Annotated in this window: 15 protein-coding genes and 2 pseudogenes; 7 read left to right on the top strand and 10 right to left on the bottom strand. The window is 58.1% G+C overall.

Annotated features, from left to right (window positions below; genetic code table 11):
- Positions 1-58: 58 nt before the first annotated feature.
- Together KUF59_RS32950 and istB are read left to right on the top strand one after the other, a co-directional pair.
- A pseudogene (locus tag KUF59_RS32950) lies at positions 59-595 on the top strand (Mu transposase domain-containing protein); the annotation flags it as partial.
- Positions 595-1,455 (top strand): IS21-like element helper ATPase IstB, encoded by an 861-nt coding sequence (gene istB / locus KUF59_RS32945; RefSeq protein ID WP_258767506.1) that lies wholly within the window; start codon positions 595-597, stop codon positions 1,453-1,455. The pseudogene KUF59_RS32950 and the gene istB, both read left to right, overlap by 1 nt.
- A 61-nt stretch (positions 1,456-1,516) precedes the next feature.
- Here istB and KUF59_RS32940 read toward each other — a convergent pair.
- The 7 genes and pseudogenes from KUF59_RS32940 to KUF59_RS32910 all read right to left on the bottom strand — a co-directional run.
- A pseudogene (locus KUF59_RS32940) lies at positions 1,517-1,756 on the bottom strand (IS110 family transposase); the annotation flags it as partial.
- Positions 1,757-2,052: 296 nt separating this feature from the next.
- Positions 2,053-2,373 (bottom strand): DMT family transporter, encoded by a 321-nt coding sequence (locus KUF59_RS32935; protein WP_258767505.1) that lies wholly within the window; start codon positions 2,371-2,373, stop codon positions 2,053-2,055.
- Between the two features lie 120 nt (positions 2,374-2,493).
- Complete coding sequence (gene budC, locus KUF59_RS32930) at positions 2,494-3,273, bottom strand: meso-2,3-butanediol dehydrogenase (protein ID WP_258767504.1); 780 nt, start codon at positions 3,271-3,273, stop codon at positions 2,494-2,496.
- Between the two features lie 173 nt (positions 3,274-3,446).
- A complete protein-coding gene (locus KUF59_RS32925) occupies positions 3,447-3,914 on the bottom strand; it encodes a carboxymuconolactone decarboxylase family protein (protein WP_258767502.1) in 468 nt (155 codons plus the stop codon).
- A 92-nt stretch (positions 3,915-4,006) separates the two neighbouring features.
- Positions 4,007-4,252 carry a hypothetical protein gene (locus KUF59_RS32920; RefSeq protein ID WP_258767501.1) on the bottom strand — a complete coding sequence of 82 codons (246 nt, stop codon included), beginning with the start codon at positions 4,250-4,252 and terminating at the stop codon, positions 4,007-4,009.
- A 24-nt stretch (positions 4,253-4,276) separates the two neighbouring features.
- Positions 4,277-4,978 carry a sensor histidine kinase gene (locus tag KUF59_RS32915; RefSeq protein WP_258767500.1) on the bottom strand — a complete coding sequence of 234 codons (702 nt, stop codon included), beginning with the start codon at positions 4,976-4,978 and terminating at the stop codon, positions 4,277-4,279.
- A gap of 40 nt (positions 4,979-5,018) precedes the next feature.
- A complete protein-coding gene (locus KUF59_RS32910) occupies positions 5,019-6,623 on the bottom strand; it encodes a GMC family oxidoreductase (protein WP_258767499.1) in 1,605 nt (534 codons plus the stop codon).
- Between the two features lie 372 nt (positions 6,624-6,995).
- On the opposite strand from KUF59_RS32910, the gene KUF59_RS32905 reads away from it, so the two are divergent.
- The 4 genes from KUF59_RS32905 (at position 6,996) to KUF59_RS32890 (ending at position 11,791) form a co-directional block, all read left to right on the top strand.
- Positions 6,996-9,806 (top strand): PAS domain S-box protein, encoded by a 2,811-nt coding sequence (locus KUF59_RS32905; protein ID WP_258767498.1) that lies wholly within the window; start codon positions 6,996-6,998, stop codon positions 9,804-9,806.
- Entirely contained in the window at positions 9,803-10,177 is a 375-nt protein-coding gene (locus tag KUF59_RS32900; RefSeq protein WP_258767497.1) for a response regulator, read from the top strand. Before KUF59_RS32905 ends, KUF59_RS32900 begins: the two co-directional genes overlap by 4 nt.
- 79 nt (positions 10,178-10,256) lie before the next feature.
- A complete protein-coding gene (locus KUF59_RS32895) occupies positions 10,257-10,880 on the top strand; it encodes a response regulator transcription factor (RefSeq protein WP_258767496.1) in 624 nt (207 codons plus the stop codon).
- Between the two features lie 320 nt (positions 10,881-11,200).
- Complete coding sequence (locus KUF59_RS32890) at positions 11,201-11,791, top strand: FMN-dependent NADH-azoreductase (RefSeq protein WP_258767495.1); 591 nt, start codon at positions 11,201-11,203, stop codon at positions 11,789-11,791.
- Positions 11,792-11,961: 170 nt separating this feature from the next.
- On the opposite strand, the gene KUF59_RS32885 is transcribed toward KUF59_RS32890, so the two are convergent.
- From KUF59_RS32885 to KUF59_RS32875, 3 genes are read right to left on the bottom strand one after another with little or no spacing between them, the layout of a single operon-like run.
- Positions 11,962-12,645 (bottom strand): cysteine hydrolase family protein, encoded by a 684-nt coding sequence (locus KUF59_RS32885; RefSeq protein ID WP_258767493.1) that lies wholly within the window; start codon positions 12,643-12,645, stop codon positions 11,962-11,964.
- Positions 12,646-12,686: 41 nt separating this feature from the next.
- Positions 12,687-13,211, bottom strand: a complete 525-nt coding sequence (locus KUF59_RS32880; protein WP_258767492.1) for a DUF302 domain-containing protein — start codon at positions 13,209-13,211, stop codon at positions 12,687-12,689.
- A 43-nt stretch (positions 13,212-13,254) separates the two neighbouring features.
- Positions 13,255-14,241, bottom strand: a complete 987-nt coding sequence (locus KUF59_RS32875; RefSeq protein ID WP_258767491.1) for a nitrilase-related carbon-nitrogen hydrolase — start codon at positions 14,239-14,241, stop codon at positions 13,255-13,257.
- Between the two features lie 432 nt (positions 14,242-14,673).
- Here KUF59_RS32875 and KUF59_RS32870 point away from each other — a divergent pair, with 432 nt between their 5' ends.
- Positions 14,674-16,077: an aldehyde dehydrogenase family protein gene (locus KUF59_RS32870; protein ID WP_258767490.1), complete on the top strand. Its 1,404-nt coding sequence runs from the start codon at positions 14,674-14,676 to the stop codon at positions 16,075-16,077.
- Positions 16,078-16,237: the final 160 nt, after the last annotated feature.

Here is a 16,237-nt window from a genome sequence, read left to right as displayed (position 1 = left end):
ATCATACGGCGGAAATCATTCTTGAAGCCGGTGACGCCTCCCTCGAGAGCTGGCTCGGTACGTGAAGAAGAACGCGATCGCCGGTCATTCCTTCCCAAGCTGGGAGGCGTTCGAGGCGCATCTCGACAGATGGGAGCGTGAGGTTGCAAACATTCGTATCCACGGCACGACCGGAGAGGCGCCGATCATCCGCTTCGCGCGTGACGAGATACATCGGCTGAAGCCGCTCGGCGGGCAGCCCTCGTTCGGATCCTTGCGTGAACTAACCCGCGTCGTCGGCAATGATTGCGCCGTCGAGATCGACACGAACAGCTACTCGGTACCGTGGCGCCTGATTGGCGAGCGCGTGGCGGTAACGATCGCGGCCGGCGAAGTGCGGATCCGCCATGGATTGCACCAGGTCGCGGTCCACAAGCAATCGGAGGGCCGCCGGCTGCGGATTATCGACTCCGCCCATCTCGATGGTGTTGCTGGTCGCGATGGCGCGGTCCGCCGGCCGGAGATTGCTGCGGCGCCGGTATCGGGGTCGTTTCCACCGCCCTCGTTGTTGCGTCCTCTTGCCGAATACGAAGCCGTGATCGGAGGAAGCTTCTGATGGCACGGGCAAAGAAGGTAATTGAAGTAACAACCGATCCGCTCGACGCCATGCTGGCGCGATTGCAGCTCTCCGGGATCCGCGATCAGCTCGACAGCCTGCTCGACGAGGCGGCACGCACGAACCTGTCGGCGCGTGAGACGCTGATCCTGCTGTGCGAGCGCGAGATCGCACGCAAGGACCATCGCCGCATCGAGATGGCGCTGAAGCTCGCACACTTCCCGGCCGTGAAGGAGCTTGCTGGCTTCGACTTCGAGGCGCAGCCATCAATCGATCCAAAACAGATCCGTGACCTTGCCGCGTCACGTTGGATCGCCAACGGAGAGAATGTGCTGTTGCTCGGCCCGCCGGGCGTCGGCAAGACGCACTTGTCGATCGCGGTGGGGCGAGAGGCAATCCTGGCCGGGTACACGGTGCAGTTCACCACGGCGACGACGCTGGTCGCTGGCCTTGCCAAGGCGCACGGCGAACGACGCCTAGACGAGAAACTGCTCGCCCTGTCAAAGCCAAAGCTGCTGATCGTCGACGAGCTCGGCTACTTGCCGCTGGAGCCCGATGCGGCGCATCTGTTCTTCCAGTTGGTCAGCCGGCGCTACGAAACTGGCGCGATGCTGATCACGTCGAACCGCAGCGTCGCCGAATGGGGCACAGTGTTCGCCGATCCCGTGGTCGCCACCGCGATCCTCGACCGGCTCCTGCACCACAGCCACGTGCTGACGATCCGCGGCGACAGCTACCGGCTCCGCGCCAAGCGCAAGAGCGGCCTCATCAAGACGCCGACCGCCGGTGACGGCCCTCCGGTCGGCTCCGCCTCCCTCCGGCCCGTCACCGGCGGAAACAACCTTCAACCGAGATCATAATCCTGATGGTGGGGGCAGTTCTTCATGACGCAAAGGGGGCAGTTCCGGATGGCGTTTGACACATTAGCCGAGCGTCGTGGCCAAGCGCCTTAAGTCGACGACTGAGGTGGTGCGCCCCGACGCAGGCCTCCATGCCAATCAGACAGGGCGGCATATTGGCAAACCGGGCCTCAACTTGGTGACGTGACCACTTTTGCCGCAGGACAATCTGCCCGCGCGTGTCCTGACCGACAACGTGGAAGGAGTTTTTAGCGATATCGATGCCGATTACGGCAATCGCAGTCTGTGCTGATGCGGGCATGGCGTGCTCCTTGTCTTGGCGCCCCTGGCCAGCTTATCGCTGGCGGGGCAGGAGCACGGCCGGACCATCCCATTAGCGGAAATTTCGACCCGTCCTGTGGGCTATTGCGCCACTGGCAAACACGTCACCCCTATGCTTTGAAAGAACAGGAATCTAAGACGGTGGGGACGTGCCGAAACGAGCGGTGAGAAAGGCAGCTGGCAGCGATGCTCGCGGTATTCCCGCCTGCTGGGAGCCGGCGAGGTAGGCGCCCTGGCTGCGCTGAAAGCGCGGCGTGAGTCGCCGCGCTTCGACTCTCAAGATGCGGAGACCAGCTTCAGGCCAATAACGCCTCCCACAATGGAAGCGATGCAAAGCACCCGAACAGGTGAAGCTGAATCGCCCAGCACCGCGACGCCCAAAATGGCGGTACCTGCCGCACCAATGCCGGTCCAGACCGCGTACCCTGTTCCTACGGGAAGAGTTCGGAGCGCCAGTGAGAGAAGAAAGACACTCGACAATCCGGTAGCAGCGGTAAACAGCGAGGGTATCAGTCTCGTGAACCCCTCCGACAGCTTCATGCCGAACGCAAATCCGATCTCAAGAAAGCCAGCGGAAGCTAGTATCATCCATGCCATACGATCAAAACCCCTTAAGCAGTTCACGGGACGTTTTGGCCAACCAGGTCAATGAGCAAGTGACGCGCTTGGACGAGTTTGCTTGCCACGTCATATTTCCCGCCACTGCGCGAGCCGTAGTTAAACGAAGGGGGCTTGGCCACTCGACGCATCCACGCCGCCATCGACCGGTAGGTTCACTCCATTTACGAAGCTTGCGTCGTCACTCGCAAGAAATGCGATGACGCTCGCGATTTCTTGCGGCTGGGCACCGCGACCCATAGGAATGCGCTCTAGCAGCCGCTGAAGGAGTTCGGGATACTGCTCAAAAACTGGCGTCGTCAGGTCAGTGAAGGTGGTAGTTGGGCAAACCGAGTTCACTCGCACTCCTTTCTCAGCAAACTCGATGGCCAGACTGCGGGTGAGATTGCAGACGGCACCTTTAGTCGCATTATAGAAGCTTAGCCCGCGATCGCCGCCGAGCCCGCTAATGGATGAGACATTGATGATCGAGCCTTTGCTTTTGATCAGATGAGGAAGCGTCGCTCGTGCCATGTTGAGGACGCCATCAACATTGACTGCAAAAGCCTCGCGCCAATGCCTAAGAGGCATGTTCAGGAAATCTCCGACTGCGCCGATCCCGGCGTTATTGACGAGAATGTCAATTTTGCCGAAGCGGTGGGCTACGTCAGCAACTAGAGTTTCGACATCTTCGACGATTGAAACGTCGCCTGGCCGTACCATATGGCGATCGGCTTCTAATGCCGCACCGACTTCGACGAGCTTAGCCTCCCGGCGTCCATTCAGTACGACAGTGGCGCCTTCGGCATAGAAGCGATTTGCGGTGGCTGCGCCTATGCCGCTCCCGGCCCCGGTGACTATCACAACCTTGTCTTCGAATCGGGTGTGCAAGTCTGTCACTCCATTTAAGAATTGAGGATGGATGCGTGCTGAACCGCCCGGTGGCGGATCAAATAGGCATCGAGAAGGTGCTTGAAGAAGGAGCCGCCGGGGCGACCAACGGCTCCAGTTTTCCTGGCGTCGGGAGAAGACGCCAAGGTTCCGTTCATCTATCCATTGCGCCTACCAGCGGCCTATGCCGCACTCACGACGTTGAGCGCGGCCGCGGGAGGTGTACGAAATGCTATCGACAGGCGATTGAACACGTTCATCAGGCTGATCGCATATGTCAGATCTGCAAGCTCTTTGGCGTTAAACTCGGCCGCAGCAAATTCGAAGTCAGCTTCCGGAACGTTGGTCTCGGATACCTGCGTTACGGTTTCTGCCCAGGCGAGCGCGACACGTTCGCGGTTGTTGAACATGGCGCCGGCGTCGCGCCAAACCGGTACGAGCACGAGCTTGTCGACGGCAACCCCGGACTTGAGTAGGTCACGCGAATGCATATCGATGCAGTATGCGCAGCCGTTTATTTGCGAAACCCTGAGATAAACCAGATAAATCAGTTCTTTCGGAAGGCCGCTGCCTTGAATGAGGGCATACACTCCCCCGAAGGCTTTGTATCCTCCAGGCGAAACCTTGGCGTAATCGAGACGACTATTCATAGAGATTCCTTTCAGCTTTTGAGGATGGTTGTGAGAGACTTCAAGGCTGCAACCAAAGTCTGCAGTTGTTGCTGAGCGAGCCGGCTAGACAGCTATTGGTCGCGAGTCCTGTGGCGGTCGAACGATGGCGGCTCGTCGTAGCCGTGACGGCTGCTGTAGAAGACAAGCGACATCAGGCCAACGCCGCAGACGAGCGTGAACACGATGCCAAGAAACATTGCTATCCAGCCATGAATTCCGATCGGCGTGTCACCGCCTTTAGACAAGCCGGCATACGCGTAGGATCCGGCCGCCGCGAGTATCGCAAGCAACGCCACCACTATAAGTGCACTTTGCATTTGAGCCTCCTATCTCCGGCTAATTCATCGTCGCGCCGACCCCAGTCTCGTCGCCTTGACGTCGATAAATGGTGCATCGTTGTGGATTGGAAACGCCAATATGGACGTGGCGCCTTCGGCCGCGAATTCATGGATGATCGTACCACCCAGATCCCTTGCTAGCGCATCGATGATTTTTAAGCCTTGGCCAGCCTTGGGGGCACTTTGAGCCACGCCGTTGTCCCTGACGCCGCATTCAGCCAGGGATTCCGACGCGTGCAGCGTGACCATAATTGTGCCGACCTGATTGCCGAAAGCGTGCCGTGCGCTATTGGTGATCAGCTCCGATACGATGAGGCCGAGCTTCCAGCACCGCTCTGAGCGTAACTTGAAGGGCCGCGAGGCAAGTACGAGTTCAATTCCCCGAGGATCGAGAAGGGCGCGCTTGAGAGAGTGACAAAGCGTGCCAACGTATTCGGAGGCGTCAATCTCTTCATTGTGCGACGGCATCTGTAACGCCCGGTGCACCCCCGCGTAACGATGCAAGATGTCGGTGACTTCGGCGAGAGCCGACTTGACTTCATGAGATTTCGAGCGACCTGCGATCGATACGGCAAATCCGATGATTGATGTGAGCTCGTTGTTGACGCGATGCGAAATCTCCTGGACGAGGAGGTGCTCGACGCGAGCTGCCGCGAAGCCGAATTCATCGATCTTCGTGTCGGCGGAAGAATGGATCGTCTTCATGTGCTCGCCCTCCATTGATGTTGATATGAAAAAGGAAACTTCAGACGCTGTTTCGGATCAAATCCGTGGCCTTCTCGGCTATCATGATTGTGGGAGCATTCGTGTTGCCACCGACGATGGTTGGCATGATCGAAGCATCAACCACGCGTAACGCATCGACGCCCCGTACGCGCAGTTTTGCGTCCACCACGGCCATGGGATCGCCATTAGGGCCCATCTTGCAGGTGCCAACCGGGTGATACTGCGTGTCGGCACGGCAGCGAATATCCTTCTCGATACCGGCGAGGTCGTCGAGCCGCGTCGGGTACAGCATCTTGCCGCGGAGCCGTCCGAATGGCGGGGATTCAATAATGCGCTGTTGGACCAACGCTCCCCTGACAAGGAGCTTCAGATCGCGTTCGTCGGAAAAGTAGTTGGGATCGATCCGTGGCGCATCCCACGGGTCGGAGCTATCCAGTCCCACGGTACCCCGGCTATAGGGGCGCAGAACGTCGACATGGCAGGAGATGCCATGGCCCAGGTGGAGTTTGCGTGCATGATCGTCGACGAGCGCGATGACGAAAATCAACTGCAGGTCAGGGATCTGGACTTCGGGCGAAGAACGAAGGAACGCTCCGGCCGTACCGTAGGTGGTCGTGATGAGGCCGGTACGATTCTTGCTCCATTCGAATGCCGCGCGTGCGAGCTTCAACCCGCCTCGCAGTGAAATTCCGACTGTTTCGGTATCGCTCGGTACGTACCACGATTGAATGTAGTCGATGTGGTCCTGCAGATTTTTACCGACGCCAGGCAGTTCATTTACGACGGGAATGTCAAATTTCTTCAGCTCTTCGCCAGGACCGATACCGGAAAGTTGCAGCAGCTGTGGCGAACCAAAAACTCCACTCGCCAGAATTACCTCTCGTCGGGCCCGCACTTCTTTGAGCTCGCCTTCCTGATAATAGGACACGCCGTATGCGCGACGATCCTCGAGCAAGACCGTTGCCGAGATGGCGCTCGTCAGAACCTCGAGATTGTTGCGCGACAGGTTCGGCGTGAGGTAGGCGTTGGCCGCGCTACAGCGTTCCCCACCCTTCTGAGTGACCTGGTACTCGAAGGCACCTTCTTGATCGGCCCCGTTGTAATCAGGATTCAGCCGAATCTGGTGCAGCGCCGCGGCCTCAAGGAACAGCTTGGTGAGCGGGCTCTGATGTCGTGGATAGGTAACATTTAGCGGTCCGCCCTGACCATGAAAATCATCCCTGAACTGTTCGTTGTTTTCGGCGCGCTTGAATAGCGGCAACACGTCGTCGTACGACCAGCCTGGATTGCCAAGGGAAGCCCAGTGATCATAGTCCCATCTGTTTCCTCGCACGTAGAACATCGCATTGATTGAGCTAGAACCTCCAAGGGTCTTGCCGCGCGGCTGATATCCGCGGCGGTCACTCAGGCCGGCCTGGGGCACTGTCTGGTAGGCATAATTATTGATTCTGGTTGGCACCATCGCGACGTAGCCGGCCGGCGCACGAATTAAGACGCCGGTGTCGTGCCCGCCCGCTTCCAGCAGACAAACCGTAACATTCGGATCCTCAGTAAGACGCGAAGCCAACACGCATCCCGCAGAACCAGCGCCAACGACAATGTAGTCAAATTCCGTATGGCTCATCGCCTGCTCCAGATCAGAGTGTTGTTTCGACACTGCTGCAAAGCGCCCTTGCATAAGATGGCGGCGTTGATCTCCAATTTCTAATTGCGCAGATCTGAGGATGAATCCATTGCACCAAGGTGTCGCGGAGGATTTGTATCTGATGAGTATGGATGGTTCGGCCCAGTCGCTTGGGCCCACGCAACGAACGTCCTCGGATGCCGCTAAGCTCCGCATGTGACAGGGAAATGGATTGTCGATCGGGCAGCTTGGGCGGTAGAGTGCTCGAGGTAGCCGGAACGTCAGCCGTTGAACCGACACCAAGGTATTATCGACCATCGGCGGTAATTTAGCGCATTATTTTGGCACGGCGACTGTCAGGAAAGGGCTCCAATGGAGAAAGATCTCGGTCCCCTCCTTGATGCGCTTCCCGGATTGGTTTGGACAGCGCTGCCTGACGGACATGTGGACTTCGCAAGCCAGCCTTGGTGTGAGTACACCGGGCTTGGGGTTGGTGAGCTGCTTGGAACTGGTTGGCAGCGTGCGATCCACCCGGAAGATTTGCCCGATCTGCTCAAACAGTGGCAATCCGTTCTATCCGCCAGCGAGATGAGTTCGATGGAAGCGCGCCTGCGCCGCTTCGACGGCGGGTATCACTGGTTCACTTTCCGGGTTCGACCATTGATTGACAGATCCGGAAAGATCGTCAAATGGCTCGGACTGAATGTCGATATCGAGGACCGAGAGCGGTCGGCTCGTGCGAGCGAGGGCCTTTATCGCTCGATCACCGACACTATTCCGGCGATGATCTTCTTCATGGCGCCGACCGGCGAGCTCGAGAGCGCCAACCAACACGTCCTCGAGTACGTCGGCACAACGCTTGAAGAACTGAAGGGCTGGAAGTCAGGAAATCTAGTTCACCCCGACGATTACGCCTCGGTGATTGCGGCCTGGGATCGATCGATAGCCACCGGGAAACCATACGATATGGAACAGCGCATGCGCCGTGCTGACGGTGTTTATCGATGGTTTCATGTGCGTGGAATGCCCCGCAGGGATGTCCGGGGCAATATCGTTCGATGGTACATGATCGAGACCGACATCGATGATCGGAGGCGGGCTGAAACTCTGCTCACGGGAGAAAAGCACCTGCTGGAAATGACGGCCGCTGGCAGTTCGATGTCGGACATTCTCGCGGCGCTCTGTCGCCTGGTCGAAGCTGCGGCCGAGGGATGCTATTGCAGCGTTGTGCTGGTCGATGCCGACGGTGCGCTACTCGAACACGGAGCCGCGCCAAGCCTTCCAACCAACTTTATCAACTCAATTATTGGCCGTCCCGTAAATGTCGATTCGGGCCCCTGCGCGATGGCAGCATATCTGAACGAACAAGTGATTGCAGCCGACCTTGCGCAGGAGACTCGGTGGGCGGCGCATGCGTGGTGTCCCATGGCCATGGCGCATGGACTCCGGGCGTGCTGGTCAACGCCGATCTCATCAACGATGGGCAAGGTCGTGGGCGCTTTCGCGATCTATTACGACAAACCTCTTACGCCCACGCCGGAGCAACAGGAGCTTATTGCTCAGTTCTCGCACGTCGCGAGCATAGCCATTGAACGAGTGCAGAGCGACGCAGCGCTGAGGCAAAGCGAGGCACGCAAGGCCGCGATTCTGGACGCGGCGCTCGATTGCATCATCATGATGGATCATGAAGGGCGGGTGGTCGAGTTCAATCCTGCCGCTGAACGAACCTTCGGCTATCCCCGCAATGAGATCGTGGGTCGGCAACTGGTCGATGCGATCATCCCACCAGCCTTGCGGAGCAAGCATCGGCACGGGATGGCCCGCTACCTGGCGACGAGCGAAAAGAGATTGATCGGTCGGCGGGCTGAGATGACAGCAGTACGTGCCGACGGCAGCGAATTCCCCGTCGAGCTCGCGATCTCTCGTATCTCGCTTGAAGGGCCACCATCATTCACCTGCTACCTGCGTGACATTACGGAACGCAAGGAGTCGGAGGAGGCGCTTCAACGAAGTGGGGCGTTTCTCGCCGAAGCCCAGCGTCTGAGCCGAACCGGCAGCTTCTCATGGTGCGTCCCGACCGGGGAGATCATCTGGTCAGAACAGGTTTATCGCATTTTCGAGGTGGAACAGGGGGCCCCCGTGACGCTCGAGGAGCTAATTGGCACGCGTGTTCACCCTGAAGACATCTCGTTGATGAAGGACATGATTGCCCGAGTGGGAGCGGAAGCGGAAGACTTTGAGTACGAGCACCGGCTGCTCATGCCTGATCAGTCGGTCAAGTACCTTCACCTCGTCGCCCATGCAACCCGAAGCCGAAATGGTCAGCTTGAGTACATCGGTGCTGTCCAGGACGTGACCAAGCGCCGACTCTCGGAGAATGCGTTAGAGGAGGTGAGATCAGAGCTCGCGCGTGTTTCGAGGATCGCGAGCCTTGGCGCATTGACGGCGTCGATTGCGCATGAAGTCAACCAACCATTGTCGGGCATCCTCACCAATGCCAGCACCTGCCTCCGAATGTTGGCTGCCGATCCGCCCAATGTCGACGGAGCACGCGAAACTGCGCGGCGCACCATTCGCGACGGTAACCGTGCATCCGATGTAATCATTCGACTGCGGGCGCTCTTCGGCAAGAGAAAGTTTGCAATAGAGCCAGTTGACCTGAACGAAGCGACGCAAGAGGTGATTGCACTGTTGACAAGCGAACTCAAGAGAGACCGAATCAATCTTCAGACTGCCTTCGCCAACGGCCTTCCGCCAGTCATGGGCGATCGCGTTCAGCTTCAGCAGGTTATCCTTAACCTCGTTCGCAATGCGTCGGACGCGATGATCGGCGTTGACGATCGCCCCCGAAATTTGGCGATCAAGGCCCAACGAGAGGAGGACGACTGCGTGCGACTGAGCGTCCAGGATACTGGCGTCGGCTTCGTACCTCAGGACGAAAGCAAGCTTTTCGAGGCGTTCTACACCACCAAGAGTAGTGGCATGGGAATGGGCCTGTCAGTCAGTCGCTCGATCATCGAAAGTCATCATGGCCGTCTATGGGCCACGTTGAATGACGGTCCGGGGGCCACGTTTTCATTCTCCATTCCAGAGCGATTCGAAAATCTGACGTGCGCGAGTGATCGTGGAACGGCATCTGCATCCGGGGCGAAGGACACACAAGACGCTATGAGGAATTCGTGAAAGCTAAACGTTCGCTTGTTTCAATCGTCGACGACGACGAGTCTGTTCGCGAGTCGCTACCCGACCTACTTAAGGAATTCGGCTTCGCTGTGCAGGCGTTCTCCTCGGGGGAAGCGTTCCTGGCGTCTCAATACGTCTGCGAAACCAGTTGCCTGATCCTTGATGTCGCAATGCCTGGGATGAGCGGCCCCGCGGTCCAACAGGAGCTGATGCGGCGTCGGAAGAAGATACCGATCGTCTTTATCACCGCTCACTCAGGTGAAGATGTCCGTCCGCAACTACTCGAGCAAGGGGCCATAGAATGCTTGTCCAAGCCATTCAGCGACACGGCTCTCCGGGAGGCACTCAACTCCGCGCTTCGAACGAAATAGTGGTGCGCCATGCTCTTGCACGCGAGGGGTTTAAATGAAATTATCAAGCGCACCTGACCATAGACAGAGGTCAGTATCCATGTTGTCCGGCACGCCAATTGTGTTCGTCGTCGACGATGACATTTCGGTGCGCGAATCGCTCGAAGCTCTGATCCGATTCGCAGGCTGGCAGCCAGAGACGTTCGCATCCGCACAAGAGTTCCTGTCACATCCCCCGGTTCCGGTCCCGAATTGCCTGGTACTCGACGTCAGTCTTCCGGGCCTTAATGGTCTCGATCTGCAGAAGCGCATCGCTTCCGATCGGACAGACATGCCTATCATCTTCATCACGGGGTATGGCGACGTACCTACGACGGTACGGGCAATGAAGGCGGGTGCAGTCGAGTTCTTGACCAAGCCGTTCTCCGACGATGCGCTGCTCGACGCCATTCGAAACGCCATTGAAAAAAGCGGTAATGCAATTGGTCGCGCAGCCGAAATTCAGGTGCTTGTCGATCGTTATGAGATGCTTAGTCGGCGTGAGCGGGAAGTAATGGCGTTGGTGACTACAGGCCTTTTGAATAAGCAGGTCGCATTCGATCTTGGTATCAGCGAGATCACTGTGAAGGCGCATCGAGGACGAGTGATGCGCAAAATGCAGGCTGGATCGCTTGTTGACCTGGCGGCGATGGCCGCCAAGCTCCGTCTTAGTAAGGGCCCGTGAGCTTGATCCGGATCACCGCTTGTCAGCGGCGATGAGGCTGTCTCCGAAGTTCTTAGAGTTCCTGCGACGACCTCTGGAAGCTCTTAAAGAAACCGGTCCGCTAACCGACAAGTCGATTGCGATGTGAATTCCGCGGCTGGTGGTACGGGCTTGGCCCGCGTGCTCGACAACACCATGGTACAATAGAAGCAGGCTTAAAGAAAATTATGTCTTTCAGGATGCGGTGCTGTGCTTGGCGCTTCTAATGCCTGAGAGAGTAGGTGATGAGAATCCTTCATGTTAGTTGCAGCCCCCGTGGGCAAATTTCCGAGAGTTACAGGTTGTCTCGGAAGATCATCGAATTCCTGCTCGAGCGGGAGCCAGCGGCAATAGTAGTGGATCGAGTCATCGGTACCGGCGCGATATCGCATATAGATGAAAGTTACGCGACCGCGCTTGGAGGCATCCAGCAATCTTCAGCGGAACGATTTCCCGAAGGCGCTATGGCTCGTTCCGAAGAGCTTATTCAGGAACTGGAGAGCTCGGATTGCATGGTCATCGGAACTCCCATGCACAATTTCGCCGTTCCGTCGGCGCTGAAGGCCTGGATAGATCACATCGTGCGAGTGCGTTGCACGTTCAACGCGACAAAGGACGGTTACAAGGGGATACTGCGCGATCGTCCAGTTTATGTCGCGGTGTCCTCGGGTGGAAGATATTCCGGCGGGCGGGCACGTCAGCCAAACTTTCTTACCCCGTACATAAAAACTGTGCTGGGCGTTATTGGCCTTAGCGATGTCACGTTCTTCTCCGTTGAAGGATCATCCCTTGGCCCGCAGGCCGTTACCGAGGCGAGAGCTGGAGCGGACCGGGCGCTAAGAGAGCACTTTTCGCCATCTTGTGCCCCGGTGTCGCCCGCAAGAATAGCCTGAGGGGTGGCCGCGCACGAGCGAACCGGTCCCGTTGCGACGGGCGGCATTGCTTTGCTGTGCTCGAGGACAGGCGTGGGAAATGCGGGGATGAACTCCAAAGCGCCACGGGCCGCGGCAAGTGCAGACCCCCGCGCGGTCATACCACGGCTTTGGAGTGGCTCCGGGCTCGCCTACGCCGCAGACGTTTCGACGGAAGACGCGGAAGCCCTGATTGCAGAAACCAGCTCGGCTGTCGTCAGGATCTCGTGAGCAAAGGTGGGCCCGTCGATATCCAGCATGGCATGCAGGGCTTCATGTGAGCGGGCTGCCGTCCCGTCTCGCACCAGCGTAACGTGGAAGCCGAGTTCCATCCCGATGCGGGCCGTGGCTTCGACGCAGGTGTTCGCCAACAGGCCCGTGCATATGATCTTCTCCTTGCCGTAACGCTTGAGCTGGTGTTCTAGATCTGTGTTTGGAAAGCCGCTCGAAGCCCAGTGTTCGGTTGCAACGATGTCGCCTGCCAGGACCTGGAAGTCGTCATGGAATGTCCCGCCCCAACTATTTCTCGCAAAGGCTTGCCGTTCCGCTGCGCCGAGCTGATAGGGCGAGGGATACTTCCAGTTCACGTAGTCGCCCGGTTCCCAGCGATGATGCGGAACGTGATAGATCGCGATCCCTGCCTCACGGGCGGCTCGTACGATCGCGCGAAGGTTGTCCAGCAGGTTGACCTCCTCGGCGCTTTCCTTCACCCACGGCCAGAGCTTTCCGCCGACGCTCAGGAAGTCGTTGTAGAAGTCGATGCACAGCAGCGCGGTGATCCTGGGATCGTAAGTAATCATCGGCGTACCCTCCTTGTTTGCACCCGGCGTCAGCATTCGGCCTCAGGTTTGCTACCGCTTGCGAATATAAAATCGACTCATGTTGCGGCGCGGATCAAAACATCATGGATCTTCTGATCGAGATCTCGCGCCACCGAAGTCACGCGTTTGTTTCCGAATTGGCCAAAAAGCGCCGACGGCCGGTCGTATTCGATAGTCGCGGCGCCCGACTCGTTCTCGTAGACCACGATACGAAGGGGTGCATAGAGGGCCGCGGCGAGTTCGTGCTGAGTCATTTGCGTTGAGACCAGCACATTGCCGATCACGTACTGCACGACATTGCGCTTGCTGGAGATAATCTGCAGCCAGTCCCCATGGGTTGCCACGGAGAAGATGACGAGGCCGGCGTCACCTTGAATCTCCTGCAATGCTGATCTTACCTTATCGATATCACCGTGCTGTAGAAGAGTTCGAATGCGGTCGTCGAAGTGAGGGAGCCTCTCCAGGGTCGCCCGGGTGTCCGCGTAAGACTTGATCGAGTCGATGCGAATGTGCTCGACACCGATGGTGCTGAGACTGGTCCTAGGAAGACGTTTTGGGTCCGGAGTTGCGACAGGAAACATCATTTTCTCCGTTGGTTGCTTCGTTATCGGGCACGACGACCCGTCAGTTCGGATCGGAAAGCCGATCATCGGCCGTCTCGAGAGCAGTTGACGACATCTGCGCGCGAGGCTCGTGGACGTGGGAAGCCGGTGCGCGATTGATCAGCAGACTGAGCAATTCCGGGCGACTATAGTGACCACGTGAATCCATCAGGCGCTTGCGTTTGTCGATCAATGAGAAGTCGAGGTCGGCAACCACTTCGCCTTCACCGGAGCGCAAAGGCTGCCCCAGCAGTTGGGCTTGCGGCGTGACAATGGCAGTGAAGCATCCGCCGGAGATCGGCGCGATTGGGCAGCCGGTGTCCTCCATGATGCGGACTTGTTGATCTGCGTCGAGCCAGGCACACGCGTTGACAACGAAACAGGCAGATTCCAAGGCATGCTGCCTGATGTTGATTTCGGTTTGTTCGGCGAACAGGTCGCCGCCGAACGAGCCCGGATACATCGCAGCATGGATCTGTTCGCCGTCTGCCATCAACGCATATCGCGCCAGCGGATTGTAGTGTTCCCAGCACGCTAGCTGTCCTATCCGTCCAACGGCGCTGTCGACAGCCCTCAGTCCGGAGCCGTCACCCTGACCCCAGATCATGCGTTCGTGGTGGGTCGGCGATATCTTGCGTCGACGCTGGATCAGCGTGCCGTCCGCATCGAACAGCAATTGAGTGTTGTAGAGCGTTCCACCATCGCGCTCGTTGATGCCAATGGACACCACTATGCCCGCTTGTCGGCACGCCTCGCCGATCGCAACCGTCGTTGGCGACGGCACTGTCACGGCTTGCTCGAACAGCACAAGGTTTTGCCCAATTGCCTCAAATGGCCGTTGCACGAAGGAGAAGTAGGGATAGTAGGGCAGAATGGTCTCCGGAAAGGTTGCGAATTGCACGCCGTGATGACCAAGCTCGACAATCTTTTGGACGATTTTTTCCGTCGTTCCTTGGCGACTATAGAGCACGGGGCTGATCTGAACGGCAGCTGCCTTGATGGTAGTCATGGCTGTATCCTCTAAATGACCGGCGCTCATGTCTAGCTACGCAGGGCCACGGCCTGGCTCAATTGCACCATGGTGTCGTCGGCAATCCTGCGCGGGCGCCTCGCGCATGAGCGGCAACGCAACGAGGCGGACCGGCGTGCGCTACCAAAGGGCGAGTGAAGCCCAGGAAGCGCCAACGGTTGCGGTGAATCGATCCGAACGTATCGGCGACACCTTGGTCTGATTGATCCTCAGCAAGTGTGTGGCCAATTCTGGCGCGTGAGTTGTAGCCACTCGAAAACCACTTCACGGCCGTATCTCGCGGGATCGGCTTGACTGACACGCCGTCCGGATAGTCGCGCAGCTACGCGGGTGTGATGCGATGAAGCGCACGATCCTCTACATGCCGCGCTCCGGACAGCGGTCGACCTTGCAATCGGACAGGAGAGAACGATGAATGAATTCAAACTGCTAATCGACGGCAAGCTGGTGGCTGGTGTAGCAACGCTCGATGTTATCAACCCCGCGAGCGAGGAATTCCTCGCGGCTGCTCCAAGGGCTGATATCGCGCAGCTTGACGAAGCGATTGCAGCTGCGAAAGCAGCGTTCCCCGCATGGTCAGCCAAGCCGGTTCGGGAGCGCGGCGCGCTCCTGGGAAGGGTGGCCGACGCGCTCGAAGCGCGAAAAGACGAATTCGCGCGATTGCTGACCCTGGAGCAGGGCAAGCCTCTCTCCGAAGCGGTATGGGAGATCGCCTTCTCCATCGACATCATTCGCTATCACGCGAAGCTCGATCTGCCGAATGAGGTGTTGAAGGAAGATGCGAAACAAAAAGTCGTGCGGCAGCGCATGCCGCTTGGCGTGGTCGCAGCGATTGTGCCGTGGAATTTCCCGGTGGTGCTGCTGGTCCTCAAACTGGCGCCGGCGTTGCTCGCCGGCAACACGGTAGTCGCGAAGCCGGCTCCGACCACGCCGCTCACGACGCTTCTGTTCGGTGAAATCTGCAGGCAGATTTTGCCAGCGGGTACCCTCAACATCATCGTGGATAACAATGATCTGGGTGGGGCGCTGTCGAGTCACGCCGATGTGGCGAAAGTGGCGTTCACTGGCTCGACGACGACCGGCAAGAAGGTGATGAGCAGCGCAACTAGTACCCTAAAGCGATTGACCCTGGAGCTCGGTGGTAACGACGCTGCGATCGTGCTTGATGACGTCGATCCGGTCGAAGTGGCGCCCAAATTGCTTGTCGCCGCGATGATGAATGCCGGGCAGCTCTGCCTCGGAGCTAAGCGCATATACGTCCATGATTCGCAGTATGATCGGATTTGCGAGGAACTTGGGCGCCTTGCCCGCGAATCGGTGGTCGATGACGGATTGAAGCAGGGGACGCAGATGGGCCCGCTGCAGAACAAGGCGCAGTTTGAGAAGGTGAAAGGCTTTCTCGAGGACGCCAAACGGAACGGCAAGATCGTTGCGGGCGGCGAAGTACTCGGACGCAAGGGCTATTTCATTCAACCAACCATCGTCCGGGACATCGCCGACGATGCGCGACTGGTGACTGAAGAACAATTCGGCCCGATTGTTCCGGTGTTGCGCTACTCGGACGTTGATGACGCGATCGCCCGTGCCAACGACTCGGAGTATGGACTCGCCGGAACGGTTTGGGGCAAGGATCTCGATCGGGCGTTCTGCGTAGCAGCTAAAATCGAGACCGGGACTGTCTGGATCAACAAGTTTCTCGACGTCTCGCCCGATATTCCCTTTGGTGGCGCCAAGCAATCAGGCGTCGGCGAAGAATTGGGTCGAGAAGGGCTCGAAGCGTACACCCAAGCCAAGATCATCAATATGGCGAAGTAGCGCTCGGGCATCCGTCTGACGTACGAAGAGTTTCGCGCGGCTCAAATAAAGGAATGTTCGGTGTCGCCAAACGCCTATTCTGACCCATGGCGGGACATTCACTTCGGATCTTAGGAATGGAACGGTTGCTTGCTCATCGCTTGATGTTATCGGAAAGAAA

The organism is Bradyrhizobium arachidis (assembly GCF_024758505.1).
GTDB classification, from domain to species: Bacteria; Pseudomonadota; Alphaproteobacteria; order Rhizobiales; family Xanthobacteraceae; genus Bradyrhizobium; species Bradyrhizobium manausense_C.
The sequence above is the reverse complement of the archived record's forward strand: the minus strand, read 5'-3'. Positions and strand labels throughout refer to the sequence as shown.

Coding starts and splice junctions, on each gene's coding strand:
- istB (WP_258767506.1), top strand. CDS start 595: ATGGCACGGGCAAAGAAGGTAATTGAAGTAACAACCGATCCGCTCGAC.
- KUF59_RS32935 (WP_258767505.1), bottom strand. CDS start 2,373: ATGGCATGGATGATACTAGCTTCCGCTGGCTTTCTTGAGATCGGATTT.
- KUF59_RS32925 (WP_258767502.1), bottom strand. CDS start 3,914: ATGAATAGTCGTCTCGATTACGCCAAGGTTTCGCCTGGAGGATACAAA.
- KUF59_RS32920 (WP_258767501.1), bottom strand. CDS start 4,252: ATGCAAAGTGCACTTATAGTGGTGGCGTTGCTTGCGATACTCGCGGCG.
- KUF59_RS32915 (WP_258767500.1), bottom strand. CDS start 4,978: ATGAAGACGATCCATTCTTCCGCCGACACGAAGATCGATGAATTCGGC.
- KUF59_RS32910 (WP_258767499.1), bottom strand. CDS start 6,623: ATGAGCCATACGGAATTTGACTACATTGTCGTTGGCGCTGGTTCTGCG.
- KUF59_RS32905 (WP_258767498.1), top strand. CDS start 6,996: ATGGAGAAAGATCTCGGTCCCCTCCTTGATGCGCTTCCCGGATTGGTT.
- KUF59_RS32895 (WP_258767496.1), top strand. CDS start 10,257: ATGTTGTCCGGCACGCCAATTGTGTTCGTCGTCGACGATGACATTTCG.
- KUF59_RS32885 (WP_258767493.1), bottom strand. CDS start 12,645: ATGCTGACGCCGGGTGCAAACAAGGAGGGTACGCCGATGATTACTTAC.
- KUF59_RS32880 (WP_258767492.1), bottom strand. CDS start 13,211: ATGTTTCCTGTCGCAACTCCGGACCCAAAACGTCTTCCTAGGACCAGT.
- KUF59_RS32875 (WP_258767491.1), bottom strand. CDS start 14,241: ATGACTACCATCAAGGCAGCTGCCGTTCAGATCAGCCCCGTGCTCTAT.
- KUF59_RS32870 (WP_258767490.1), top strand. CDS start 14,674: ATGAATGAATTCAAACTGCTAATCGACGGCAAGCTGGTGGCTGGTGTA.